Here is a 25,218-nt window from a genome sequence, read left to right on the forward strand (position 1 = left end):
AAAACGTGAATTACCCGATTATGAATCGCATAGGTACTTTTAAATGAGTATCAAGACCAGCTTTGATTTTTCAAAATCCAGTGGTCTTTCCGAATAAATAAAATATCACATTGCCCCATTGCATTATCTAATGGTCTACGCAAAACATCTACAATTTCATAGGGCTGAAAACCTTGCTCGTTCATCCATGCTATTGATTCATGTAGCAGAATCATCTCCGATGAAAAGCGAAAAAACTGTAGTTCTAGTAAAATAAAATCTGATAGTTTTAAGGCTTTTTTCGCTCCTGATAAAACTTTTAATTCATAACCCTGAACGTCAATTTTAATAAAATTTGGTTGTTTAATAACTCCTTCATCAAACAGATTGTCTACAGATATAATCGGTACTTCACGCGAGGCACTACCAGAATACATCAGACTACTACTATCTAAATCTTGAGTCACCCCTATGCTTAAAGTACCCGCCTCTGAGCCAGCCGCAGCTAGAATAAATTTGATGTTAGTATTTTGATTGGTCAAGGTTTGTAAATCTGGTACTCGCTCTTCAAGAGGCTCGATCAAAAAATACTCAGCATCTGGCCAACTTTGCATTGCTAACTTCGTCCAACAACCTTGTGCAGCGCCAATATCTAGGACTACTTTAGGGCTATAGCCACGTTGAGCCAGTCCTTTCAAACATAAGTCTATACCTACTCCTCGAGCAAGTCGAACAATTCGTAATTTAAAAGGTTTTAAGACTTTATTCGCTATAAGTTGTATATTATCTTTGATAATAGATACCATAGTAAATTCCTTGTAATTCTGAGAATAATTTAACTAAGAAATCTTATTTTTTATGTTTCTCAATATAACTTTGATTAGGACTAAGAATGATTCTTGTATGGAAAAGCCATTTTGCACTTTCAAATAAAATTCAGGATGAATTATTGCAATTGGGGGTTCATCGAGAGGAGAAAAATTTTGCTCAAGAAAAGGATAATTATGTAGACAAGATCGCTTGACAAAAAGAAACATATTTTGTGCATACCACCAAGGAACATCAGGATTTTCCCAAAACTTCATTCTGAAGCAATCAAATACGATATATCCCTTTCCACTAAAAATTTTTGCCCAATAACTAGGCCATTGACAATTTATATGTTTAGTCCCAGGTTGAGAAGGTACAGCTGCGGAGAAAAGAATAGCAGTACCAAGATTAGTAAGTGTATCTACAAAGCTCTCAGCCTTTTCTATTGGCAAATGTTCCGCAACTTCTAAAGATATAACTAAATCAAACTGTCGTTCCAGTTTTAAGGGGGTTACTAGATCGTGTTTAATAAAGTATTCTTGGGGAATATTTAATTTATTTTCATCTACAAAGTTACCATCAATTCCTAGAATTTCTTTAGCTCCGTTTTCCTGACAAACAACTAGCCATGTACCTAAACCACAGCCTACATCAACAACTGATTTTGGTTTAATTAACTCCATTACAAATGGAACAATTTGCTTGCTTCCTTGTAATGCATTGTTATCAATATAGTTGTAGAATTTTTCTGTATATGCTTTCATTGTATCTTTGTTGTTCGTTTAAATTAATTTAAATAATTTATTTTTTAGACTTTCCTAAATATCAAAAATATAATAGCACTAAAACTTATTTTTTAGCAGTAATATATTTTTTAAAAAATGATAAATTATAATTATTGCTAATAGCAAACCATGTTAAGAGAATAGTCGTTTGTATCGAAAGCATAATAAATCTTAGTATGTAATCATTTTGAAGCTTAAAGTTCACTAACAGAACTATAAAAAACCAAATTAATGGAAAGCATAACCATTTAAACCAGAGATAATAAGAGATAGATAAACGTTTCATTCCAAATATAGTTACTGCAAAGGCTGTGAAATATCCCAAATTACCTATAATAGCTCCTGTTAAGCCAAAATTATAAGCACCAATGGCAATTAATCCTAGTGACGAAAAACTAGCTAGCAGCTGAATCAATGCACAGGCTTTAACTGCATTTGTTGCTAACAAAGAGTAGTAGCCAACTGCATGGCAGGAATAAAGTGCATAAATTACTGTTGCAATACAAAACGTAATTAAGTATTGACTTACAGTTTGCTCCGAAAATAGTATTTTTAGAATTAGTGGAGAAAGTGTTATGAGAGTTGCTCCCATTCCTAAAGCAAATAATCCATTAATTTGGGTAGCTTGTTTAAGTTGCTGTTCCAATTGACGCTGATTAATATTCTGCTGTCCAATTAGATTGCTTAAAGTTGGAAGTAAGGGCTGTACAGGTAAGGCAGAAAATGAGTTTATTTGGGCGGTGATGTCTGTAATTCCTGCATATACTCCAAGCACCTGACTACCTAGCAAGCTGCCGACAATCAGCCGATCGCCTCGACTAAAAAGCATACTTCCCAATGTATTTAACCACATCATTAAGCTGTAGCCTCCGACTGCTAATGCTTTTGGTTGATTCCAATTCAGACGAAGGTTCAAATTTTGGAGTAGCGATCGCACTACCCAGATATGACTTAACAAAGTCACTACACCGATTCCAGCCTGCCACTGCATTAACTCAACGGTGCGACCTCCTAGCAATACTACAATTAGCATTCCGACATTCAGTAGCACGGACTGCATTGTATTTAGCACATTCATCAAGTCATAACGCTGATGGGCTTGTTCGACACCAATCAAGATTTGTTGCAGCAATCGCGCTGCTACTACTAAGCCACCAATTTTGATAGCCTGTATAACTTTTAACTGTTGTAACTGACCCAATTTAGGAAATAAATTCATAATCGGTTCAGCACCCATCCAAAGAGCAACTACCGCTAAAGTTGCCAATATCAGCATTGCTCCAAAAGTTACAGTCAAGGTTTGTGACAGACCATCAATATCTTTCTTTCCTAAGTCTTGGGAGACAAATACAGTTGTGGCTGTAGAAAGACCAGCTTCAGCTAAAGTAACCATTACCACCACAGCAGAAGCTAAAGTCCATAGTCCATACTCTTCAATCCCCAATAGGCGAATTAGTACAGGGATAATCAGTATGCCTAGGCCTATTTTGATTAATCCTGTTATTGAATTGTAAAAACCGTTCTTAAGTATGCTGTTGTTCACCAAAAATATTCTCTTTTAATACAAGCATTACCGTAAAAAACCAGAAGAGTTAAACTAAACCGCCATCCAACGATCAGGAAATGCGTATATTGGGGAACTTCAGTTCCCCCTTACCATTGCGTAGCTTGCCGCCGTAGGCATCGCTGCTATTTTTGTCGTAATAACCTTTCTGGTTGTAGTGAATAAAACCACTATCAGCAGTCACTCCATTCATCACCATTCCTAAAACGCGCGATCGCGCTTGCTCAAGCATCATCTTTGTACTCTTCGCAACAGCACAATCAAGCACTCCAGGACGTACAACCAGCAATATCCCATCTGCCATCTTGCCCAGCATCAATGCATCACCAAACAAACTCAAGGCAGGAGTATCAATAATGACACAATCGTAGTTTTTGGCTGCCTCTTCAATTAGCAAAGCCATACGCTGTGAATCTAGCAATGCTGCGGGGTTGGGTGGAATTGTCCCAGCCGTTAACAGATCCAAGTTAACTAATACTTCTTGGGTGGTGTTGCGAAACTCCGTTTGACCAACTAAAACATTACTTAGTCCGACTGGATTAGATAATTTCCAGATTTCCTGTTGGCAGGAGTGACGCATATCCGCATCTACTAATAAGATTCTGCGTCCCATGTGTGCCTTAGCTACTGCCAGATTCGCTGCTACAAACGATCTACCTTCACCTGGAGTTGAACTAACTACTGCAATTACTTTTAATGGTTTATCAGAGATGGTAAAATCCAGGTTTGTCTGAAGCATCTCAAAGGCTGAACTTGCTCCCGAATATGGATTATCTCTCACCGGCAGTTCGACTAAAGTTTCCCCATCATTTTTAGTTTTTTGGCCCAAGTGAGGAATCGTACCGAGTAAAGGATAACCTAATAACTGCTGGGCTTGTTCGAGAGTTTTGAGGGATTGATCCATAGCTTCTAACATCAGAGCTACCCCTACACCCAGCAAAATTCCCACAAATCCACCCAACGCCAGGTAAAGAGCAATTTTGGGAGAAACAGCTTTTTTAGGAAGCAAAGCCGTAGATACTACCCTGGCATTACCAACATTCTGATTTACTACTACCTCGACTTCTTGCGATCGCTTTAGCAGTTCTTCATAGGTAGACCTCGCTACTTGTAACTGTCGTTCTAACTGCTGCTGTTTTTCTTGCAGTTGCGGTAAGACACTCAATCGTCTTTGAGAAAGTGCATAAGCATTCTGCAAAAGTGTAACTCGATTAGCTAATGCTGACCGTTCTACATTTGACTGTACGAGTTGGGCCAGTAGGGTCTGCTTGAGTTCTCCCATCCCTAAATTTTGAGATGATACAGATTTTTCTCTATCTGCATTCTCAATAATTCGAGTCTCTAGCTGCTTTTTCAGGGCTGCTTCTTTTGCTGTCAAACTAGCGATCGCTGGATGTTCATTTGTATAGCGAGTATGTGCCACCGCTAACTCGTTTTCTGTCTCCTGATACTCTTTTAGCACCTCCTGTACACTTTTTGATTGACTTAAATTCCCCATATCTACAGCCTGCTGCGAATTCAATCTCAATTGACGCTCCAGAAGTTGCGAACGAGTCTCAGCATCCGTTAAATTTGCCTGGACTTGGGTAATCTGGTCTGATAAACCTGCAAGTCTGTCCACTCCTTTTGTTGCTTCTTGGTCTAAGGCAATTACGCGATTTTCTTCTTTAAACCGACGCAAAGCTGCCTCTGATTTGACTACCCTTGCTTCAACTTCAGGCAATTGCTTACTTAAAAACTTCTGTGCCACTGTTGCTTGGGTTTGGTTAATGCGAATATTATTCTCCAGGTAATATCTCATCAGCAAATTCACAACATCTGCTGCTTCTTTGGGATTGCTACTTTTGTAGGAAATCGCCAAAATATCAGTACCCCGGACACTCTTGATCTTCATTTTCTTGAGAAAATCATCTATTTCCAAGGGTATTCCTCGCTTATCTACCAATTTGAGACTAGTAATAGTTTTCTCAACTATTGGGTTAGAACGAATTACCTCTGCTTCTGTATCCAATGGGCTACTTAGTTGAGTCAGACTGCTCAACTCTCCAACTTGTGCCGAGGGACTTGTCAACGAAGAAACCCGGTCAGTTTTACTAAAAAGCAACTTGCCTTCTGCTTCATAAATTGGTTTTTGCTTGATAGCAATTAAAGCTGAAAGTCCAAAAACAGAGGCAGTCACCGCAGTTATGACTAGCCAACGCCTTTTCATAATCAGCGAGTATTGTTGCAAATCTAGAGAGTTTTGGTCTTCTTGGTTAGAGGGCATGGAATATGTTGCGAATAGTTGAAATAGTTCCTAATTTTGCTTCCCAATTTCGGTAGTCCAAAATAATCATTTGGACGTTCTTAAATATAATTACTCTTAAATATTTGTATAAAAAACAACTACTTAATCCTAGCTTTTTAGATTCTTTTCTTTTCTGTTGCTCTTTTTAGATGTTATCTCAGAAACATTATCTAATTGTCAAGGTATTTTTTATATATCTTTCTCTAAGATTTTATATTACTTTGACAAGTATTTGAATTAAATAAAGATTTAACCTTCATATAACCTTCGAATAAGCATACTACTGGTAATAAAAGCTACATTTTATTCAAAAGTTTTTTATGCGTAAAATAATATTTTTATACTTTAAGTATTAATACCCTAGCTATCACAATTAATATAAACATTATTAAATTAACTAGTGCTTACGTATACAAAAACGCTTAAAGTCTTAATAGATAAGGATTATAAATATTTGTATTTATAATCTAGAAGCTCTTTATACTTAATTTTTATAATTATTTGGGAACATTAATTTTAATACTTGGTTGCTTTTATTTCAAAAATATTACTGAGATTTTAAGTAACTATATTGGCAATATTAATTTTAAAGTTTATATTGACTACATTCATATCATCATGCAAATATAATGCAAATATAAAGGAACAAATCGGACAGCCTACGCAAGTAAGATGTAGGTTTTAGATATATACTACGGAAAATTGCTGATGCTTACTCTCCTAGTCCGTAATACCCAATACCCAATTCCTTTGAAAAATAGAGCATTCCAAAAATTTATTGCTTGTATTCCTTTTGACATACATAGCTAGTCCTTAGTATTGCCATCTTGGAATTTCTTGCTGGCTTTAACGAACAAATCAATACCAGGATACTGAAAGAATAAGAAAAATTAATGACTCTTACAAGTTCTGTTAGTTACCCTGCCAATGCTAGGCTGCCCAATATAGTCCGCAGCCTACCAATATTGCTCTTGTTAGGAGATATTTTTGGTTTGCTCATTTGTTTAGCGATCGCACAATGGTTGCGTTTAGATCAACCCTTGCGTTGGCTCAATCCATTGCCTTATGGATTTGTGTGTATGACACTTGCAGCATTTTATTTAGCAGATGCGTACCATCCAGAGCGACAAATCGCAGGTTTAAGAGCGCCTGCTCGAATTATTGTTTGTAATATTGCGATCGCCTTCTTCATTTCTGCCCTAATTTACTTGTCAGGCATTGGCAAACATAATCCGGTATTGTGGCGGAGTATCTTCTTACCTAGCTTGGGAATATTTACTATCTGGGCTGTAATATTGCGCGTGATGGCAGTGAAATGGGTGCGATCGCACGCCCTGAAAAGTCGTTGGTTGATACTAGGAGCAGGGGATAATGCGATTAAATTTGCACAAAAACTGCTGGTACTTAATCCTTTAGGAAAGTTGACTGTTCTAGCAGAAGAAAATCAAACAACCATAGACTTACCAAAAAGCAATCTGAGTTATCAGGGAAATCTGAGCGATTTGTCGCAATGGAGTCAAGAATCCTGGTCTGGGGTCATAGTTACAGCCCAGATAAATTTTTCCCAATCTCAAGCACAACAATTAATGCAAATGCGGTTGCGAGGTATTCCGGTTTATACATTGCCGGATGTTTACCAAACATTTTGGTATAAACTTCCTTCATCGCTCCTACAAGATAAATGGTTGGCTTTTAGCGATGGTTTTAACCTAATGCCTGGTTACTTCAGTATGAAACTGAAGCGAGTTGTCGATCTCATATTGATCCTCTTTTTACTAGTATTAGTTGCACCACTTCTGTTGTTGGTTGCATTACTAATTAGATTAGATAGTCCTGGCCCAGTATTGTACAGTCAGCAGCGAAGTGGGTTGTACGGTAAACCATTTAGAGTTTATAAATTTCGCTCCATGTATCAGGATGCAGAAAAGTTGGGGGCGCAGTGGGCTAGTCAACGCGATCCAAGGATCACTAGACTCGGATACTGGCTACGTTTGTTACGTATTGATGAATTACCTCAGATATGGAACGTCTTACAGGGTGAAATGAGTCTGATTGGGCCTCGTCCAGAACGACCAGAATTTGATGTCAAACTCAAACAAGCCATTCCCTACTATGAAGTACGCTATCTGGTAAAACCGGGAATTACAGGCTGGGCACAGGTTATGTATCCTTATGGAGCATCTATTGAAGATGCTTACGAAAAGCTTTCTTACGATCTGTATTACATCAAAAATTATTCCATTTGGTTGGATTTAGCGATCGCCTTCAAAACCATTCGAGTTGTTTTGTTAGGTAAAGGTAGATAAGGAAAAAGAAATGAAAAAGAAAATATTGGTAACTGGCGGTGCTGGTTACATTGGCTCCCATGTAGTTCGTCAACTGGGGGAAGCTGGTTATGATGTCGTGGTCTACGACAACTGCTCTACAAGTTCACCAGCATCCGTACTACACGGGAAACTAATTATTGGCGATTTAGTAGATACTGGGCATCTTTATCAAATTTTTGCCCAGCATCAATTCAGTACAGTTTTACACTTTGCCGCTAGTCTGATTGTTCCAGATTCAGTAGCTCATCCCCTCGACTACTACGCAAATAACACCCGCAACACCTTAAATTTGCTCCACTGCTGTAGCGTTATGGGTGTTAACAAGTTCATCTTTTCCAGCACAGCCGCAGTGTACGGTGAAGTTAAAGATAATCCCGTTACTGAGTTAAATCCTACACAGCCCATTAATCCTTACGGACGCTCCAAGTTGATGAGTGAATGGCTGATCCGGGACTATGCAGCAGCATCTTCACTACGGTACGTAATTCTACGTTACTTTAACGTAGCAGGTTCTGAACCAAATGGATTATTGGGGCAAATGTCACCGAATGCCACTCACTTGATTCGGGCTGCTTGTGATGCGGCACTCAAGCGCAAGCCAGAAGTACGAATTTTTGGTACTGATTTTCCTACGCCCGATGGAACTGCAATCCGAGACTATATCCACGTCGAGGATTTAGCAACTGCTCACTTAGATGCTTTGGATTACTTAGAAAAAAGAGGGGAAAGCCAAATTTTCAACTGCGGTTACGGTCAAGGCTACAGTGTGCGGCAAGTTATTGAAAGAGTCAAGTCTATTTCCGGTGTAGATTTTCCTGTTATTGCCGCCCCACGTCGTCCGGGCGATCCTGCCTGTGTTGCAGCTTGTGCTGATAAAATCCGTAGAGTTTTAGGTTGGGAACCAAAGCACGATGACTTAGACGAGATTATCGATACAACCATTACCTGGGAAAAACACAAAGGTAACTTGGCAAGGCAAAGGCATTTAAATATGGCACATGCTTAATTAACTTTGTAAGCAGAATTTACATAGGCATTATCAGTAAACCAAGGTACGCAATCACTAACGTTGTAAACTGCGGACATTTCAACATCTGACTCAAAACCTCTTTCAATCAACTCTTTACCCGAACTACATTTTTTCAAATAGCCCAGTAAATCCTGCTGGAAAGCTTGAAATGTTGCCACAGCAACTTCTGCCTCTGGTGATAAACTGCCATGTAAATAACTGAGAATTGCTCCAGCACCAATTAAATCTTCAAATGCAGGACGTAGGCTACCATCTTCTTTCCACCTCTCACCAGCAGGAATCACAGCGATTTGATCGCCATACTTTTGAGCAAACTCCGCTACAGCTTGGCAATTTCGCAAGCAACCAGCCAAAGTTGGTGTATTCCCTGTATGTAAGGTTAGAAAAGAACCATTAGGTGAGGGTAAAACTAGTCTAGTTCCAGCAGGAATTTCAGCTACCGATTTTGGCGAGAGAGAATATCCAGTTGTAGTCCAACGTTGTCTCTGACTTGCCAACTCTGCTTGCACTGACTTGGCGTAATCTATGGCTGATTCATCTTTATATACGTAGGGAAAAATGATTGCGCCGTTGTTGGTGGCAATTTCCACGCAGGTGGAAAAAGAGAGAACGTCAACTATCACAACTACATCACTGATGGGAGCAAGTTGAGCAACTCCTTGTGCGCCCCATTCACAGCGTAAATTAAACTCTGATTGGTTGTAAATCATTATATGGATTTTTGTTTAGCTACATCTAGTATTTCCTGAAGTGTAAAATAGATATAGTAAAATACTGGTTTTCCATTAATTTCTATAGTACCGTATTTTCGATGCGGACGACCTTGCGTGTCTTTATCATAAAAATCGTTAACCTTATGTTTATATCCACGATAAGATGGAGGAATATTTACTAGTTGAATCGGAGTACATTTGTCATCAAAAGTGATACTCCATTTAATTTTTAATTTTAATCTGCCATCAGAGTCTCGTTCTAAGTCATGGAATAAGTTATCATAAAAATAGGCTATCTTAACTTTTTTAAAATCTTCTTCTGTAATAAGTTTTGAATACGATAATTGAGATCGGATGACACCAGTAGGATAAAGTTTTTCAAAAAACTTATCTATTTGCAGAAATATATAATTTTCTATAAGTTTTTTTTGTTCTTCGTTAGCAAAGGACACAAAAGGAACATAAATACTCTCAAGGGCTGAATTTGCTAAATGAGTTCCAATAATATTTAACTTGTAATTCATAAATTATCTTCTAAATAAAAATTTTGTATTAAGTAAAAGTTTGCTCTAAATATTTTTATACCCTGAAGGTTTAGTCCGGGTTCTAATTCACCTAATGGATTAGATGGTGCTATGTAGTAGTAATAAGGAATAAAAAACTCACTTGCAGAAACCTCACATTTTTGCTGTAAAATGTATTCATAGGTAAGTTGCTTGATTATGTCATACCTGTATTTTTTAGCCGACTTTTGAGAGAGTTTTTTATTAATATAGAATTTTAATGGTAAATCTTTATAATCAATTATTTTTATAGATTTACTCTCTTGAAAGTTATTATCTACTTTTACAGCCTGGGTTTCTAAAATTAAATCAGGACGTATGAATCGACGTATTACTTTACTTCTAACTCGTTTCTCAGACTGATTATATTTAGAATGCGAGTAAACAAATTGTCTAGGATTTAAATCAAATTCAATGCAAAGTAGCTCGTCCCATTCAAGTTTATCTTGGATTTTTCCTAACTTGTTAGAATTTGTTAAACTTGTGCAGTAAACCCATTGATTCCAGTATAAACTTCCGCCATTGGCTTTGCAGTTTCCGACTCGATTTTTTTCTTCTCCTTCTCTTTCTAAGTTCTGATATCCTTTCAGAGATATGTCTGTATCTGCATAGCAAATTTCGTCGCGGTGTTTTTTAAAAAAATAGGTGTTGCACATATCTTCCCAAATTAGGGAAAACCCATATACTCCCCAGAATTCACCATCGCCTTGCTCAGGATTTAGCTCGCCGTAAAGGAATGTTTCAATAGCTTCGTAAAGCCCCCAATAGTCAGCATCTTTGTATAAAGTATTTTTATCTATCTTATCTAGGGCTTCTTTAAGAATACTAATAGTCTCTTCAAAGGCATCTTTGGCAAAAATAGATTGGTTGCTAGTTAGATAATCTTCCTTAAAGCCTTGGGCAAGAAAGCGTATATCTTGAGTACGTGCTTTAATGTTATCTGGTACATCACTATCTAACTGCTCTATAATCTCATCTAGAATATAGCAATACAGATTTACAATATCAGTGCTTTCATAGCGTACTGTCGAACGTGGCAGATCCATTGCTTCAACATAGATTACATCGTTGTTTGAATTGTCTTTTAGATAAATAGCGCGATCTAGATACTTGTGGATCTGAGAATATTCGATGTCTTCACTACGTTTAACTTTCTTTTGAATTGAGTTTATTGCAAGTTCATCGTAGGCTTCCATAACTCGCTCAATCATTCTAATCTTACTGTAGAGTACACAAACATCTCCTTCCTCTGTTTGCATCTTGACTCCACCAGATGAAAGAGTCGTTTGATCCTGTTCTTGTTGATAATCAGGTTTATTGATGTTGAATCTTGTGTTGCCTAAATTATCACGCTCAAATTTGCGAAAGGTGCGATACATTTTGAAAAATAAATTTCGTACTGCTTCAAAGTCGCCCTCTGGGAAATTATCAAAGCCATTTGGCAGACAAAACTCAAAATTATCTTCCAGTTTAGACTTACGAATACCAATGAAGAAATCGTTGGTATTTTTGACTATATTAAGGCTAGAAAAATCAAACATGGCTCATTCAACATAGAGACTAGTTTTTCAAAGTTAAATTTTAATAGTAATGTCAATCAGGAAGACTCATTATATTTTTTATAAAAGTATTATGTAGTTTAGTGAAATCTCCAAAAGTTACTAGATTATCTTTTGTTACCTTTAGAACATCCGCCAGTGGCTTTTTATCACGATTAAACACACTGTCCCATAGAAAGAACATTAGTTTATTCTGGATTTGTTCAGCAGTTACAGGCTGTTTGATAAAATAATATCCGATTTGCTTGTCTTCAATTCCTCGAATCGAGGCATGATGGCTTTTGATAAAGTTATTAAGGTTTTTAATAAGCTTTTTCCATTCCTTTTCGTCTAAGATTCCTCCTTTACCATACGTCGCTGTATTAGGCTTAGTCTCATCCCAGTTAACAAATTCCCAGTCCCAACGACGTTTGAATGCACTGTCCATGAAGTAAATGGAATTATCGGAAGTGTTCATAGTAGCAAGGATAGAAAGATTAGGAGGAATTTTGATAATTCTATTTACTAAATCAAATCTTAAAAATTCAATTTTCTTTTGTAATGTTTCTAGCCTAGTAACTCCTTCGTAAGGTTGCAATTTATACTCATTGATATTTCCTCTGTCATCATAACTAAATTTAGTTCCTATCAATTCTAATAGCTTTAAAAATTCAATAACAGTTAGATTAATACCGTAACTTGACCAACCATCTTCATCTCTATCTAAAAGCTGAAAAACAGTACCAAATATAGCTGAGGAGTTACCTCTATTTATTTCATCAATCACAAGAGCAACATTTTTCGGTTGGTTTAGTTGTTTACCATCTTTATCGTAGGCTTCTTTAATATTCTTATAAGCTTGAGATAGTGCTTTTAAAAAATGTCCTTCATAGTAGTTGTACTCTACTTTCCCCGATCTCATCGTAATCGGTATTAATTTGCCCATAAAATCCCCATAGGTATATTCTGGGTGAAAAACTGTTTTGATAATATTTTCAGGATTAGTAGATTCATCTATACCTAAGTAATTAGGGATAATCTCGGAAACTATTCTGTGGCTTTTGCCAGTTCCAGGACTGCCAAAGAGAATTTTATGAACGGGTTTATTCATAAGTGGTGATATTTGTTGAGCAACCATTTGTTAATGCCAAATGTAAAATTTATACAACAAACCAGTTTAACTCAACTTCCTGAAAACGGAGGGTAAAACTTCTTGGCTGCAAGCATCAAATATTCGATAAACTCAGAATTGCCCCAAGATTTACTTATCATGTCCGATTCTCAAACTGTCAGTGCTGCTGTTGCCAAACTCTACAATACATATCCGTTTCCGCCGGAAGCTTTGTTGGATGAACCACCTCCAGGCTATAACTGGCGCTGGAATTGGCTAGCCGCTCATAATTTCTGCACAGGTCAAAAACCTAAAAGACAAGATATTCGGATTTTAGATGCAGGTTGCGGTACTGGTGTAAGTACAGAGTACTTGGTTCACCTCAATCCTCAAGCTTCTGTTGTGGGAATTGACCTCAGTACTGGCGCTTTAGCTGTAGCAAAAGAACGTTGTCAACGTTCTGGTGCTAACCGTGTTGAGTTTCATCACCTCAGCTTATTCGATGTGGAAGAGTTACCGGGTGAGTTTGATTTAATTAACTGTGTTGGCGTTTTGCACCATACGTCCGATCCAATTCGCGGTATTCAAGCTTTGGCGAAGAAGTTAGCCCCAGGCGGCTTAATGCACATTTTTGTGTATGGGGAATTGGGACGCTGGGAAATTCAACTTATGCAAAAAGCGATCGCACTTATTCAAGGTGACAAAAAAGGCGACTACCGCGATGGTGTCCAAGTCGGGCGACAAATATTTTCTTCTCTACCAGAAAATAACCGAATTGTCAAATCTGAAAAACAACGCTGGTCATTAGAAAATCACAAGGATGAACACTTTGCTGATATGTACGTTCATCCCCAAGAAATTGACTACAACATTGAGACGCTGTTTGAATTAATTGATGCTTCGGGATTGGAGTTTATTGGTTTCTCAAATCCGAGTTTCTGGGATTTGGAGAGGCTTTTGGGCAAAGCACCGGAGTTAGTAGAACGGGCAAAAGAATTGAGCGATCGCCAGCTTTATCGCCTGATAGAATTACTAGATCCAGAAGTAACTCATTACGAGTTTTTCCTCGGTCGTCCTCCTTTAGTCAAAGCTGACTGGTCAGACGACAACGCTTTATTGGCAGCGATTCCCGAACTTAATCCTTGTATCGAAGGATTTCCTAGTCAATGCTTCTTTAATTACAATTACCAAATTGTTAATTTATCTGTAGAAGAGTTTGAATTTATGCAAAAGTGTGATTCGAATTCCACAGTTGCAGAGATTTTGACAGGTGTACAACTGGGATTAGATGAGGTAAGAAAACTTCTTCAGCAGCAGTTGATATTATTAACACCTGCTTAATCGCATTACTGGCTTAACAAAAGCAATTTATACTCATGGTGATGAGCGATCGCCCATCACCACTTTTGGTAAATTAATGTAAATTAGGAAAGTACCCAAGAAACAGGGTATTGCACATCCCAAAAGTTGGAGTTTTCTGGAATTTAGCGGTGGTGCGATCTTTAATGACAAGCCGCTACTCTACAATTTCTGATTTGCGGTACGTCTATACACTCCTCAAGCACCAGTTGATTTTATTGACACCGACTTAATTCAAACACCAGGATGTTATGTAACGATTTTGAAGGAGGATAATCCACTCAAAAAAAGCTGGAATTGGAAGAAAATTTGAATTTTCCGGCAGCGATTATTGATTATTCATCCGCACGCTCCCTTACATCATCAGTCACTCTCTTACTTCGGGGAGCGCAATTTTACTGACTGTCTAAGGTTGACAAGAAGTTAATTGTTTTTTCCTAAAGTATTGTTACCGGATCGTGATATGATTCAGCTGACTGAATGTGCAGTCATCATAATTTAGCTGTACTGGTTTCAAGTCTCGTGAGCTTGTCAGACGAATCAATTGCGCCCACTCCGACAACGCAACAAGATGCTAAAACTGATTCTGGAGACACAGAATCAGGTAACTCTATGCAAGAGTTTCATCAACTCTTCCAGCGATTGTTGGTAATCACGCTTGTCTTGACGGGGGTTATTTTTATCTCTGTGTGGATTTTTTATTCCTTAAACATTGCCCTAAATTATTTAATTGGGGCGTGTACAGGTGTGGTTTACTTAAAAATGTTGGCTAGAGACGTTGAGCAACTTGGTAGTGAAAAAACCAGTTTGAGCAAAACTCGTTTTGCTCTGTTTATTGGAGTCATGATCGTAGCAACTCAATGGCGTGAGCTACAGATTTTGCCCATATTTTTGGGATTTCTAACTTACAAAGCCACGCTCCTCGTCTATATGGTGCAAATTGCGTTCATTCCTGATTCTTAAAAAGTTCAGGCTCACAAAGATAGTAATCCCATCCTCGCTTGTTGGGGAAAATGCTTGAAGAATGCAAATGCTTAGTGTCTTAAACGCCTTTAATTCTTTTCCCCTCGCCGAATTAGAAGTAGGTCATCATTTCTACTGGCAGTTGGGCAATCTTAAAATTCATGGGCAAGTTTTTCTCACCTCATGGTTTGTGATTAGTATTCTAGTAGTGGCTTCAATAGCTGCTACTCGCAACGCACAAAGAATTCCCCAGGGCATCCAGAACTTGATGGAATACGCCCTAGAATTTATTCGCGATCTGGCCAAAAACCAACTTGGTGAGAAAGAGTACCGCCCTTGGGTGCCATTTATTGGCACACTCTTCTTGTTTATTTTCGTATCGAACTGGTCAGGGGCGCTAATTCCCTGGAAGCTCATCAAGCTACCTTCGGGCGAATTGGCTGCTCCCACCAATGACATCAATACGACTGTTGCATTGGCATTGCTAACTTCCTTAGCGTATTTTTACGCAGGTTTTAGCAAGCGGGGTTTAGGCTACTTTAAGAAATATATAGAGCCAACACCCATTTTGTTGCCGATCGCAATTCTTGAAGATTTCACCAAACCCCTCTCCCTAAGCTTCCGTCTATTTGGTAATATTTTGGCGGATGAATTGGTAGTCGCGGTGTTGGTGCTGCTAGTTCCTCTATTTGTACCTCTGCCTGTAATGGCCTTGGGTTTATTTACCAGTGCCATTCAAGCCCTGGTTTTTGCCACCCTAGCCGGAGCATACATTCATGAGGCAATGGAGGGGCATGGTGGAGATGAGCATGAGGAGCATTAAACTTCTCAGTTGATAGCACAGTTTCAAGAGCATTTTCGCTCAAAACATCGCAAAGCGCGATCGAAAGAACTCATGTGCAGCGTGAAAACCACGTTTCTAATCGTTAACGTACTTTTGTTAGTTTTGTAATCAAAGCAAGGAAAATCAACATGGATCCATTAGTTCAGGCTGCTTCAGTTCTCGCTGCTGCTTTAGCGATTGGTTTAGCTGCAATTGGCCCTGGTATTGGTCAAGGAAACGCTGCTGGACAAGCAGTAGAAGGTATTGCTCGTCAACCTGAAGCAGAAGGAAAAATTCGCGGTACTCTGCTATTAACCTTGGCATTCATGGAATCCTTGACTATCTATGGTCTAGTAATTGCCTTGGTATTGCTGTTTGCTAACCCCTTCGCTTAATACCTGAAAATTTTGTGAGTGTGGAGACGTGAATCATCACGCCTCTACAACCAAATCTTTTGGGTATCGTAATATTTCTAATGTTCAGTTGACCCTTGTTGGCTATGGGTCTCTAAAAATATGAAAGGTTGGATGACGTTGCTAGCCATGAAAACTGCTACTCCAGCCAAAGAGGAGACAAATGTTTGATTTCGATGCTACCTTGCCCTTCATGGCATTGCAATTCTTGCTATTAGCAGCTTTGTTGAATGCAATTTTCTATAAACCACTAACCAAGGTACTAGACGATCGCGATAATTATATCCGAACTAATACCCTTGAGGCGCGAGAAAGCTTGGCTAAAGCCGAGCGCTTGGCTACAGAATATGAGCAGCAACTTGCAGACGCTCGCAGACAATCGCAAGCTACTGTAGAAGCCGCTCAACTTGAAGCTAAGAAAATTACTGCTGAAAAAATCGCTGAAGCCCAAAAAGAAGCTCAGTCTCAACGAGAACAAGCTTCTGTTGAAATAGAACAACAAAAGCAAGCAGCCTTTAGCACCTTAGAGCAACAAGTTGATGCTCTCAGCAGGCAGATTCTAGAAAAACTATTGGGGCCAACTCCAGTTAGATAAGCTAACGGGATTGGTTCTGTGTAAAGCATACGCGCAACTGGCCCCTAGTCCAGAGCGCAAAATTTAAGTGTCAAACAAAGGCACTTTTTCCCTTCTGGGAAAAGATACTTAAATTTCCCTTCGGGAAAATACAACGTATTAGCAAGCGAGCAGCGCACTTGTAAATGGATATCATGGGGACATTCTTATTACTTGCCGCAGAAGCGAACGCTGTTCACTCTGAATTGGCAGAAGGCGCAGCAGAAGGTGGTTTCGGTCTAAACCTAGACATTTTTGAAACCAATCTGATCAATCTAGCGATTCTGATTGGCATATTATTCTACTTCGGACGTAAAGTTTTAAGCAATATCCTGAACGAGCGACAATCCAATATTGCCACCGCAATTCAGGAAGCAGAAGGGCGCTTAAAAGAGGCAAAGACTGCCCTTTCCAAAGCGCAAGAGCAGTTGAAGCAATCTCAGGCAGAAGCAGAACGTATCCGCCAATCAGCCGTAGAAAACGCCCAAAAATCGAAAGAAGCCTTGTTAGTAAAGGCAGCGCAAGACGTAGAACGCTTGAAACAAACGGCAGCAGCAGATTTAAACACCGAAACCGAGCGAGCGATCGCTCAATTACGGCAACGAGTTGCTACACTAGCATTGCAGAAAGTCGAATCACAGCTTAAAGGCGGGATTGCCGACGATGCTCAACAAAGTTTAATTGACCGCAGCATCGCACAACTCGGAGGCAATGTATGACAAGTCAAGTAGCCACAGCCGAAGTCGCCCAGCCTTATGCACAGGCGCTTTTGTCAATAGCGCAATCGAAAAATTTGACAGAAGAGTTCGGGGAAGATGCGCGGACTTTTCTGGGACTGCTAAGGGCAGACAAACAGCTACATAACTTCTTCAGCAACCCGTTTATTCAGTCTGAGAACAAAAAAGCTCTCATCAAACAAATACTCGGTGAAGGCGCTAACTCCTACTTACGTAACTTTTTGTTGGTTTTAGTAGACAAACGCCGCATTGCATTCTTGGAATCGATTTTTGAACAATATCTGGCGCTGTTGCGGCAGCTGAATCAAACCGTATTAGCGGAAGTAATTTCAGCCGTTCCCCTCACAGAAGCTCAACAGCAAGCAATCACAGAAAAGGTGATTGCTATCAGTAATGCTCGCCAGGTAGAACTCGAAACCAAGGTAGATAGTGAATTAATTGGTGGCGTAATTATTAAAGTAGGCTCACAGGTAATTGATGCCAGTATTCGGGGTCAACTGCGCCGCCTTTCATTGCGCTTAACTAATAGCTAGAAAATTGGGACTGGGTACTGGGGGCTGGGTACTGGGGACTAGGAAAAAGATTATAGTCATAAATTATTTCCATCCCTAATCCCCAGTCCCTAATCCCCAGTCCCTAATCCCCAGTCCCTTTTACTTCCGTCTCGAAAGCAAACAAGATAGACACATGAGCATATCAATTAGACCTGACGAAATTAGTAGCATTATCCAACAACAAATCGAGCAATACGATCAAGAGGTCAAAGTTGCTAACGTTGGTACCGTTCTTCAAGTAGGTGACGGTATTGCCCGGATTTATGGTCTGGAAAAGGCTATGTCTGGGGAACTTTTAGAATTTGAAGATGGCACAATTGGCATCGCCCAGAACTTAGAAGAAGACAACGTGGGCGCGGTGCTTATGGGTGAAGGGCTGGAAATTCAAGAAGGTAGTTCTGTAACCGCTACTGGTAAAATTGCCCAAGTACCCGTAGGAGAAGCCTTAATTGGACGAGTTGTAAACGCTTTGGGTCTTCCCATCGATGGTAAGGGAGACATCAAATCCTCAGAAAGCCGTTTGATTGAATCTCCAGCACCAGGTATCATTGCTCGTCGATCTGTACACGAACCCATGCAAACGGGGATTACAGCTATTGACTCAATGATTCCCGTCGGTCGCGGTCAACGGGAATTGATCATTGGCGATCGCCAAACCGGTAAAACTGCGATCGCTATCGACACCATCATCAACCAAAAATCAGAAGATGTAGTTTGTGTCTACGTTGCGATCGGTCAAAAGGCTTCCACAGTTGCTAACGTGGTGCAGACATTGGAAGAAAAAGGCGCGATGGATTACACCGTCGTTGTCTTTGCTGGTGCCAGTGAACCAGCAACCCTGCAATACCTAGCTCCTTACACAGGCGCAAGTATTGCTGAGTACTTTATGTATAAGGGTAAAGCTACCCTGATAATTTATGATGACCTCTCCAAGCAAGCCCAAGCTTATCGGCAGATGTCCCTATTGTTGCGTCGTCCACCCGGACGCGAAGCTTACCCTGGAGATGTATTCTACATTCACTCTCGTTTGCTAGAAAGAGCAGCAAAGCTAAGTGACGAATTAGGTAAAGGCAGCATGACCGCTCTACCAATCATCGAAACCCAAGCTGGTGACGTTTCAGCATACATCCCCACCAACGTAATCTCCATTACCGATGGTCAGATATTCCTGTCTTCTGACTTGTTTAACGCTGGTATCCGTCCCGCTGTAAACCCTGGTATTTCTGTATCCCGCGTGGGTTCTGCGGCTCAAACCAAGGCAATGAAAAAAGTTGCCGGTAAGATTAAATTGGAACTAGCCCAATTTGACGACTTGCAAGCTTTCGCTCAATTTGCTTCTGACTTAGATAAAGCCACTCAAGACCAGTTGGCACGCGGTCAACGGTTACGCGAACTCCTCAAGCAGCCACAAAATTCGCCACTTTCAGTATACGAACAAGTGGCAATTTTGTATGCAGGTATTAATGGTTACTTAGACGATCTACCTGTAGATAAAGTCACCACCTTTACCCAAGGTCTGCGGGAGTCCTTAAAGGGTGGTAAATATGCCCAAGGAGTACAAGCATCTAAAGCATTAGGTGACGCAGAAGAAGCAGCCTTGAAGGAAGCGCTTACTGAATACAAAAAGACCTTCAAAGCTACAGCGTAATTAAAGTTAGAAGTGAAGAGTTAAGAGTTAAAAGTTAATGAAACACTCCTAACTCTTAACTCCTAACTCCTAACTCCTAACTCAGAACTTAAAAATATGGCCAATCTAAAAGCAATACGCGATCGCATCCAGTCGGTCAAAAACACCAAAAAAATCACAGAAGCCATGCGCCTCGTAGCTGCGGCTAGAGTGCGCCGGGCACAAGAACAAGTACTAGCAACTCGCCCTTTTGCCGATCGCTTGGCACAAGTATTATATGGTTTGCAAAGCCGTCTGCGCTTTGAAGAAGCCAACCTGCCACTGCTGAAAAAACGGCAAGTTAAATCAGTCGGGCTGTTAGTAATTTCAGGCGATCGCGGTTTATGCGGCGGCTACAATAATAACGTTATCCGTCGTGCAGAAAACCGCGCCAAAGAAATCAAGGCAGAAGGTTTAAACTATCAATTTGTGCTAGTCGGACGCAAAGCAACACAATACTTTCAACGCCGCGATCAGCCCATTGATGCTACCTACAGCGGCCTGGAGCAAATTCCCACCGCAGCCGAAGCCAATCAAATTGCCGATCAACTACTTTCCTTGTTCCTTTCGGAAGAAGTTGACCGCATTGAATTAATCTATACCAGATTCCTTTCCTTGGTTAGTTCGCGTCCTGTTACCCAAACCTTACTGCCACTCGATCCACAAGGTCTAGAAGCAAGCGATGACGAAATCTTCCGCTTGACAACCCGTGGCGGTAAATTTGAAGTCGAACGGCAGAAAGTGACTAAGGAAGTCCGTGTATTAGCTCCTGACATGATTTTCGAGCAAGATCCAGTACAGATCCTCGATTCTCTGTTGCCCCTGTATCTGAGTAACCAGCTATTGCGGGCGCTGCAAGAATCTGCCGCTAGTGAACTAGCAGCGCGGATGACAGCCATGAGTAATGCCAGCGAAAATGCAGGTGAATTGATTAATAGCCTCACACTGTCTTACAACAAAGCTCGACAAGCTGCAATTACCCAAGAACTCCTTGAGGTTGTAGGTGGTGCTGAAGCACTAACTTAGAAAAATATTTGTTGTGGATCGTGGTAAATAGCCAATTGCTAATGGTTTTAAAATTAGCGATTGGCTATTTTGAGTAATTGGAGCCATATATCCAAACTTTGATAATTACGAATTACGAATTTCCAAATTGCGTATTATAATTGAAATATGAAGCGCATGGGTCCGTCACGGTTTCGACAGGTTGGCGAACGCTGCTCTGTGATTCAGGTCGAGAGTGAGTCTCCTCTCGGAAATCAAAGGCTCAAACAAAAAGTAAATGCGAATAACATCGTTAGCTTTGCTCGTAAGGATGCTCTAGTAGCTGCCTAAACACCTCTTATAGGTTCGAGCGTCTTTAGTTTGACTCCGTTAAGGACTGAAGACCAAACCCCAACGGATGCTCTAGCAAGCGTTCTCTGGTTGGCTTGTCTAGCTAAGATTAAATCAGAGCATCCTACGTTCGGGATAATGAACGATTCCCGCCTTGAGGGTCAGAAAGGCTAAACCTGTGAATGAGCGGGGGGTCAATACCCAATTTGGACAGCAGTTCGACTCTGCTCGGATCCACTAAGAATAAATAACAAGTCCACCAAACAGTTTAATGTTTAGGTGGATTTTGTTTTATTAAACAGAATTCAGGAGTCAGAATTCAGTTAGATATTCTGACCAAAAAAGCGGATAGTGAGTCTGTGTACCTCTCCTCAAAAGCTAGCTATATGCCAATACAGCAGTTACCGAAGTTATGAAGTACACTAATCGATCGAATTATCTTCGATCTGCGGTAAGAAAGTTCGTAGTCACGACTTCAGTCCTGATTTTATAAGCACGCTTAGTGGCTTACTACAAACTTTTCATTACTAGCTTGACAGACTATTAAGTATTCTGTTCCTGGGGTTGTTTGTGTGCGCTTCCAAACCTTCTTCCCCTTTGCTTAAGTACCCGTCGTAACCGATCTGCACTCAAGCTTACTTGACGTTCAGATGCCAGTTTTTTTGCTAATTGTTTAGAGTTATAAGTCTGCGACTCTTGAGCTAAACAATTTTCTAGATAAACCAAATCTGATTCTGAATATCGAGGTTTTCCACCTCGACCAGGAGCATCCCACAGACCAGCTAAACCCATCTTTTCCCAACGATGAAGGGTTTGACGGACTGTGGAAATTGCCCAGTTCAAGCCTTTAGCAATTTGCTCGTTTTTTAACCCACGATTATTTAGCAATAAGACTTGAGCGCGATCCTTAGTACGTTGAGGAGCATCTTTGGCTTTTCTTAACTCTTCTAAGGTTAGCTTTTCTTGCTCACTTAGAAAGACTTTTAATCGGCATCCCATAATTAATAACCTTTTACACAATTAATTTTTGCTATTTTTTCTTATGTCTATTCACGCCTATATACTTAATAAACTACGTATTTAATAGCACTCTCTTAAAATTTAACTATAAATATTAAGGATGCCAGTATCTAAAATGATGTTACGCAATAAGTATCGGCTTTAGAGGGATATCAAAATTTGCAATTTATCATCGACAATGGAATTTTATAAAAAGTTAGGCGCATCAAAAAGAACACCATTAGCCTGTATAGGCAAATTGGATTGAGAGATAGAAGCTATAGCTGCTAGCCATAACAAGAAGAATTTGTTGGCTTTATCCTAATTAGTGTCTAAAGTCGATAATAAAGGACTGTATCACTAAAATTATTAGATTATTCGTATGTTTACGGTGATTTACCGAAACTTTAAAAATTATTTTTGCGAGAGTTTCCATTTGAATGAGCGGAAAAACATACATATATAAGCCTAGTTCCTTTTTATTAAACTAATCTCTGGAAGTTTTTCTTAATTATCTACAAAAAATATCTATCCGATCAACTTTACATAAAGTTTATATTTTACGTAACAAGATTCTTCCTTGAGATAAAAATATATTCAATACCTATTGGAGATAGGAGTTATTTTGTTAACTTTCCTACTTTTCCTACTTTTCCCACCTTTCCTACTTTTCCTACTTATTTATGAGATAGCATCTTCAAAAGCTAACTTCTAATCTATTTGCTTAAGACAATTATATTGCACCATAATTACAGGAATTATGTAAAAGTCCTGATATCTCTTTTAGTATTAATACGTCATTCTCAAAAAATTAATTTTAATTTCTTAACTTACTTGTATAGTTAGGCAATACCCAAGAGGCAAGGGTAGATAAAGCTTTTTTAGTTGTACTAAGTTTTTCCAAAAATTCAGATATGAGTTCTATATAGTATTCCTAGATATGTGATAACATCTTTATTTTTTCAGTTTTTATTGTCAAATATTATAAGGATCGTGATATTTTTAATTTATGAGAAACTGAGATAAATCGCAAAATTCAATACTCAGTATATTTTTTTAGATAAATTAAGATCGAGTAGATTTTTTAGTCATACTTTTTGCTAAGAAAAAGTAATAATTGATACAAGTTAAATTATTCAAAAACTGATATTCATTACAACTTAAATAAAAAATAATAGAGACAATGGGGGCAGAAGAAAAACCTGACAATTTGCGCTCGGAGACGAATAATGGTAGCGATCGCAGAGAACGTTCAACATCGGCTAACTATACAAACTGTAGAAATTGCCCCTAACACAACGGCGATTCGCTCTCTTGATTGGGATCGCGATCGCTTCGATATCGAATTCGGACTGCAAAACGGCACAACCTACAATTCATATCTAATTAGGGGTGAACAAACAGTTTTGATTGATACTTCTCACCAGAAGTTTCGCGAGCTGTATTTAGAGACTTTAAAAGGTCTTGTTAACCCCAAAACAATTGATTACATAATTGTTAGTCACACAGAGCCAGATCATAGCGGCTTAGTAGAAGATGTCCTCCAGTTGGCTCCTAGAGCTACCGTCTTAGCCTCAAAAGTTGCGCTTCAGTTTTTGGAAGGCTTAGTACACGATCCTTTTAGTAAGAGGGTTGTGAAAACTGGCGATCGCATCGATATCGGCAAAGGACACGAAATAGAATTCGTGAGTGCGCCTAACCTGCACTGGCCAGATACAATCTTTAGCTTTGACCGTAAAACCCAAATTCTCTACACCTGTGATGCTTTTGGGATGCATTTTTGTGACGATCGCACCTTTGACGAAGATTTAGAAGCGATCGAAGCTGACTTTAGATTTTACTACGATTGTTTGATGGGCCCTAACGCTCGTTCTTTGGTGAATGCCATGAAGCGGATGAGCGAACTAGGCAAGATTAATATTATCGCCAACGGTCACGGGCCTTTATTATACCACCATCTAGATGTTCTAACCGGGTGCTACGAAAATTGGAGCCAAAAACAAGCCAAGGCAGAAACTACAGTTGGCTTGTTTTTTGTCTCAGATTACGGCTATAGCGAGCGCCTTGGTCATGCAATTGCCGAAGGTATACTGAAAACTGGGGTTGGGGTAGAAGTCCTGGATCTAAGTACTGCCCAGAGCCAAGAAATCCAAGAACTAGCAGGTAGAGCAGCTAGCATCATTATTGGTATGCCCCCGACTACAAGCGCCGCCGCCCAAGCTAGCATCAGTTCGGTGTTAGCTGTTGCTAAGAACAAGCAACTGGTTGGGCTGTTTGAATGTTACGGTGGGGATGATGAACCCATTGATACACTCCGCAGAAAATTTCTCGACTCTGGCATTAAAGAAGCCTTCCCAGCTATTCGGATTAGAGAAGTTCCCAGCGCATCCACATTCCAGTTGTGTGAAGAAGCGGGTAAAGACTTGGGACAATTGCTAGTGCGCGATCGCAACATCAAGCACATCAAGTCCCTTGATGTCAACATGGAAAAGGCGTTGGGTCGCATTAGTAGTGGACTATATATAGTCACTACTAAAAAAGAAGATGTCTCAAGTGCAATGCTGGCATCCTGGGTAACGCAAGCGAGTTTGCAACCATTAGGATTAACAATTGCTGTTGCTAAAGACCGCGCCATTGATTCCTTAATGCAAGTAGGCGATCGCTTCGTCCTCAACGTTTTGGAAGAAGGCAACTATCAAGAACTCAAAAAACACTTTCTCAAGCGTTTGCATCCCGGTGCTGACCGCTTTGCAGGAGTGAAAACTCAAACTGCGAAAAACGGTTCTCCGATTCTAACTGATGCTCTAGCATACATAGAATGTGAAATACAGAGCAGCATGGAATGCAGCGACCACTGGATTTTATACTGCACCGTCCAAGAAGGTCGTGTCTCCAAAAACGATGGACTCACAGCCGTTCGCCATCGCAAAGTAGGTAATTACTACTAAAGATTAGGGATTGGGTACTGGGGATTAGGGATTGGGAAGAAACAGTAGATAGAAGATAGAAGTTGTTCTTCTTGTCCCAGTCCCCAGTCCCCATTCCCCAG

The 25,218-nt window shown here is 39.7% G+C and carries 22 protein-coding genes and 1 other RNA gene; 13 read left to right on the forward strand and 10 right to left on the reverse strand.

Going from position 1 to position 25,218, the window contains the following annotated elements; translation table 11 throughout:
- Nucleotides 1-50 precede the first annotated feature (50 nt).
- The 4 genes from CDG77_RS03670 to CDG77_RS03685 all read right to left on the reverse strand — a co-directional run bounded on the left by CDG77_RS03670 (nucleotide 51) and on the right by CDG77_RS03685 (nucleotide 5,404).
- Nucleotides 51-785, reverse strand: coding sequence for an FkbM family methyltransferase (locus CDG77_RS03670; protein ID WP_094328058.1), 735 nt, complete (start codon nucleotides 783-785; stop codon nucleotides 51-53).
- A 33-nt stretch (nucleotides 786-818) separates the two neighbouring features.
- Nucleotides 819-1,553 carry a class I SAM-dependent methyltransferase gene (locus CDG77_RS03675; protein WP_094328059.1) on the reverse strand — a complete coding sequence of 245 codons (735 nt, stop codon included), beginning with the start codon at nucleotides 1,551-1,553 and terminating at the stop codon, nucleotides 819-821.
- Between the two features lie 85 nt (nucleotides 1,554-1,638).
- Nucleotides 1,639-3,117, reverse strand: a complete 1,479-nt coding sequence (locus CDG77_RS03680; protein ID WP_094328060.1) for a lipopolysaccharide biosynthesis protein — start codon at nucleotides 3,115-3,117, stop codon at nucleotides 1,639-1,641.
- A 73-nt stretch (nucleotides 3,118-3,190) separates the two neighbouring features.
- Entirely contained in the window at nucleotides 3,191-5,404 is a 2,214-nt protein-coding gene (locus tag CDG77_RS03685; protein ID WP_094328061.1) for a GumC family protein, read from the reverse strand.
- A gap of 914 nt (nucleotides 5,405-6,318) precedes the next feature.
- Between CDG77_RS03685 and CDG77_RS03690 the strand changes: the two genes are divergently transcribed.
- Entirely contained in the window at nucleotides 6,319-7,731 is a 1,413-nt protein-coding gene (locus tag CDG77_RS03690) for a sugar transferase (RefSeq protein ID WP_181154194.1), read from the forward strand.
- Between the two features lie 10 nt (nucleotides 7,732-7,741).
- On the forward strand, nucleotides 7,742-8,758 hold the full coding sequence (gene galE / locus CDG77_RS03695; protein WP_094328062.1) for a UDP-glucose 4-epimerase GalE: 1,017 nt from the start codon (nucleotides 7,742-7,744) through the stop codon (nucleotides 8,756-8,758).
- Here the strand turns inward: galE and CDG77_RS03700 are convergent.
- Genes CDG77_RS03700 through CDG77_RS03715 form a run of 4 tightly spaced genes read right to left on the reverse strand, consistent with a single transcriptional unit; the run spans nucleotide 8,755 to nucleotide 12,734 of the window.
- Complete coding sequence (locus CDG77_RS03700; RefSeq protein WP_094328063.1) at nucleotides 8,755-9,492, reverse strand: 2-phosphosulfolactate phosphatase; 738 nt, start codon at nucleotides 9,490-9,492, stop codon at nucleotides 8,755-8,757. The genes galE and CDG77_RS03700 overlap by 4 nt on opposite strands.
- Nucleotides 9,492-10,019: a hypothetical protein gene (locus CDG77_RS03705; RefSeq protein ID WP_094328064.1), complete on the reverse strand. Its 528-nt coding sequence runs from the start codon at nucleotides 10,017-10,019 to the stop codon at nucleotides 9,492-9,494. The genes CDG77_RS03700 and CDG77_RS03705 overlap by 1 nt, the downstream gene beginning before the upstream one ends.
- Nucleotides 10,016-11,599 (reverse strand): LlaJI family restriction endonuclease, encoded by a 1,584-nt coding sequence (locus CDG77_RS03710; RefSeq protein WP_094328065.1) that lies wholly within the window; start codon nucleotides 11,597-11,599, stop codon nucleotides 10,016-10,018. Before CDG77_RS03710 ends, CDG77_RS03705 begins: the two co-directional genes overlap by 4 nt.
- A gap of 52 nt (nucleotides 11,600-11,651) precedes the next feature.
- Complete coding sequence (locus CDG77_RS03715) at nucleotides 11,652-12,734, reverse strand: restriction endonuclease (RefSeq protein WP_223269705.1); 1,083 nt, start codon at nucleotides 12,732-12,734, stop codon at nucleotides 11,652-11,654.
- Between the two features lie 132 nt (nucleotides 12,735-12,866).
- Between CDG77_RS03715 and CDG77_RS03720 the strand changes: the two genes are divergently transcribed.
- Nucleotides 12,867-14,048, forward strand: a complete 1,182-nt coding sequence (locus CDG77_RS03720) for a class I SAM-dependent methyltransferase (RefSeq protein ID WP_094328067.1) — start codon at nucleotides 12,867-12,869, stop codon at nucleotides 14,046-14,048.
- A 33-nt stretch (nucleotides 14,049-14,081) separates the two neighbouring features.
- Here CDG77_RS03720 and CDG77_RS36225 read toward each other — a convergent pair whose 3' ends face one another.
- Nucleotides 14,082-14,219, reverse strand: coding sequence for a hypothetical protein (locus tag CDG77_RS36225; protein WP_190233899.1), 138 nt, complete (start codon nucleotides 14,217-14,219; stop codon nucleotides 14,082-14,084).
- A gap of 327 nt (nucleotides 14,220-14,546) precedes the next feature.
- On the opposite strand from CDG77_RS36225, the gene CDG77_RS03725 reads away from it, so the two are divergent.
- From CDG77_RS03725 to ssrA, 9 genes are all read left to right on the forward strand, one after another.
- On the forward strand, nucleotides 14,547-15,029 hold the full coding sequence (locus CDG77_RS03725) for an ATP synthase subunit I (RefSeq protein ID WP_094328068.1): 483 nt from the start codon (nucleotides 14,547-14,549) through the stop codon (nucleotides 15,027-15,029).
- 61 nt (nucleotides 15,030-15,090) lie between these two features.
- Nucleotides 15,091-15,852, forward strand: coding sequence for a F0F1 ATP synthase subunit A (gene atpB, locus CDG77_RS03730; RefSeq protein ID WP_181154192.1), 762 nt, complete (start codon nucleotides 15,091-15,093; stop codon nucleotides 15,850-15,852).
- 149 nt (nucleotides 15,853-16,001) lie between these two features.
- Complete coding sequence (gene atpE, locus CDG77_RS03735) at nucleotides 16,002-16,247, forward strand: ATP synthase F0 subunit C (RefSeq protein WP_013192016.1); 246 nt, start codon at nucleotides 16,002-16,004, stop codon at nucleotides 16,245-16,247.
- A gap of 181 nt (nucleotides 16,248-16,428) precedes the next feature.
- Nucleotides 16,429-16,860 carry a F0F1 ATP synthase subunit B' gene (locus CDG77_RS03740; protein WP_094328069.1) on the forward strand — a complete coding sequence of 144 codons (432 nt, stop codon included), beginning with the start codon at nucleotides 16,429-16,431 and terminating at the stop codon, nucleotides 16,858-16,860.
- Between the two features lie 164 nt (nucleotides 16,861-17,024).
- A complete protein-coding gene (locus CDG77_RS03745) occupies nucleotides 17,025-17,597 on the forward strand; it encodes a F0F1 ATP synthase subunit B (RefSeq protein WP_094328070.1) in 573 nt (190 codons plus the stop codon).
- A complete protein-coding gene (atpH, locus tag CDG77_RS03750; protein WP_094328071.1) occupies nucleotides 17,594-18,148 on the forward strand; it encodes an ATP synthase F1 subunit delta in 555 nt (184 codons plus the stop codon). The genes CDG77_RS03745 and atpH overlap by 4 nt, the downstream gene beginning before the upstream one ends.
- Before the next feature lie 154 nt (nucleotides 18,149-18,302).
- Nucleotides 18,303-19,817 (forward strand): F0F1 ATP synthase subunit alpha, encoded by a 1,515-nt coding sequence (gene atpA, locus CDG77_RS03755; protein WP_094328072.1) that lies wholly within the window; start codon nucleotides 18,303-18,305, stop codon nucleotides 19,815-19,817.
- Between the two features lie 96 nt (nucleotides 19,818-19,913).
- The gene (locus CDG77_RS03760) at nucleotides 19,914-20,861 is read left to right on the forward strand and encodes a F0F1 ATP synthase subunit gamma (protein ID WP_094328073.1); all 948 of its coding nucleotides are present in this window, start codon (nucleotides 19,914-19,916) and stop codon (nucleotides 20,859-20,861) included.
- 158 nt (nucleotides 20,862-21,019) lie between these two features.
- Nucleotides 21,020-21,410, forward strand: a transfer-messenger RNA (tmRNA) gene (gene ssrA, locus CDG77_RS03765).
- A 303-nt stretch (nucleotides 21,411-21,713) separates the two neighbouring features.
- Here the strand turns inward: ssrA and CDG77_RS03770 are convergent.
- Nucleotides 21,714-22,169 (reverse strand): helix-turn-helix domain-containing protein, encoded by a 456-nt coding sequence (locus CDG77_RS03770; protein WP_094328074.1) that lies wholly within the window; start codon nucleotides 22,167-22,169, stop codon nucleotides 21,714-21,716.
- Nucleotides 22,170-23,398: 1,229 nt separating this feature from the next.
- Between CDG77_RS03770 and CDG77_RS03775 the strand changes: the two genes are divergently transcribed.
- Nucleotides 23,399-25,117 (forward strand): diflavin flavoprotein, encoded by a 1,719-nt coding sequence (locus CDG77_RS03775; RefSeq protein ID WP_094328075.1) that lies wholly within the window; start codon nucleotides 23,399-23,401, stop codon nucleotides 25,115-25,117.
- The last annotated feature ends 101 nt before the right edge of the window (nucleotides 25,118-25,218 follow it).

Origin of the sequence: Nostoc sp. 'Peltigera membranacea cyanobiont' 213, assembly GCF_002245975.1 — a bacterium.
GTDB lineage: Bacteria > Cyanobacteriota > Cyanobacteriia > Cyanobacteriales > Nostocaceae > Nostoc.

Coding starts and splice junctions, on each gene's coding strand:
- CDG77_RS03710 (WP_094328065.1), bottom strand. CDS start 11,599: ATGTTTGATTTTTCTAGCCTTAATATAGTCAAAAATACCAACGATTTC.
- CDG77_RS03700 (WP_094328063.1), bottom strand. CDS start 9,492: ATGATTTACAACCAATCAGAGTTTAATTTACGCTGTGAATGGGGCGCA.
- atpE (WP_013192016.1), top strand. CDS start 16,002: ATGGATCCATTAGTTCAGGCTGCTTCAGTTCTCGCTGCTGCTTTAGCG.
- CDG77_RS03740 (WP_094328069.1), top strand. CDS start 16,429: ATGTTTGATTTCGATGCTACCTTGCCCTTCATGGCATTGCAATTCTTG.
- CDG77_RS03685 (WP_094328061.1), bottom strand. CDS start 5,404: ATGCCCTCTAACCAAGAAGACCAAAACTCTCTAGATTTGCAACAATAC.
- CDG77_RS03705 (WP_094328064.1), bottom strand. CDS start 10,019: ATGAATTACAAGTTAAATATTATTGGAACTCATTTAGCAAATTCAGCC.
- atpH (WP_094328071.1), top strand. CDS start 17,594: ATGACAAGTCAAGTAGCCACAGCCGAAGTCGCCCAGCCTTATGCACAG.
- atpB (WP_181154192.1), top strand. CDS start 15,091: ATGCAAATGCTTAGTGTCTTAAACGCCTTTAATTCTTTTCCCCTCGCC.
- CDG77_RS03715 (WP_223269705.1), bottom strand. CDS start 12,734: ATGGTTGCTCAACAAATATCACCACTTATGAATAAACCCGTTCATAAA.
- CDG77_RS03675 (WP_094328059.1), bottom strand. CDS start 1,553: ATGAAAGCATATACAGAAAAATTCTACAACTATATTGATAACAATGCA.
- galE (WP_094328062.1), top strand. CDS start 7,742: ATGAAAAAGAAAATATTGGTAACTGGCGGTGCTGGTTACATTGGCTCC.
- atpA (WP_094328072.1), top strand. CDS start 18,303: ATGAGCATATCAATTAGACCTGACGAAATTAGTAGCATTATCCAACAA.
- CDG77_RS03720 (WP_094328067.1), top strand. CDS start 12,867: ATGTCCGATTCTCAAACTGTCAGTGCTGCTGTTGCCAAACTCTACAAT.
- CDG77_RS03760 (WP_094328073.1), top strand. CDS start 19,914: ATGGCCAATCTAAAAGCAATACGCGATCGCATCCAGTCGGTCAAAAAC.
- CDG77_RS03670 (WP_094328058.1), bottom strand. CDS start 785: ATGGTATCTATTATCAAAGATAATATACAACTTATAGCGAATAAAGTC.
- CDG77_RS03770 (WP_094328074.1), bottom strand. CDS start 22,169: ATGGGATGCCGATTAAAAGTCTTTCTAAGTGAGCAAGAAAAGCTAACC.
- CDG77_RS03690 (WP_181154194.1), top strand. CDS start 6,319: ATGACTCTTACAAGTTCTGTTAGTTACCCTGCCAATGCTAGGCTGCCC.
- CDG77_RS03775 (WP_094328075.1), top strand. CDS start 23,399: ATGGTAGCGATCGCAGAGAACGTTCAACATCGGCTAACTATACAAACT.
- CDG77_RS03725 (WP_094328068.1), top strand. CDS start 14,547: ATGTGCAGTCATCATAATTTAGCTGTACTGGTTTCAAGTCTCGTGAGC.
- CDG77_RS03745 (WP_094328070.1), top strand. CDS start 17,025: ATGGATATCATGGGGACATTCTTATTACTTGCCGCAGAAGCGAACGCT.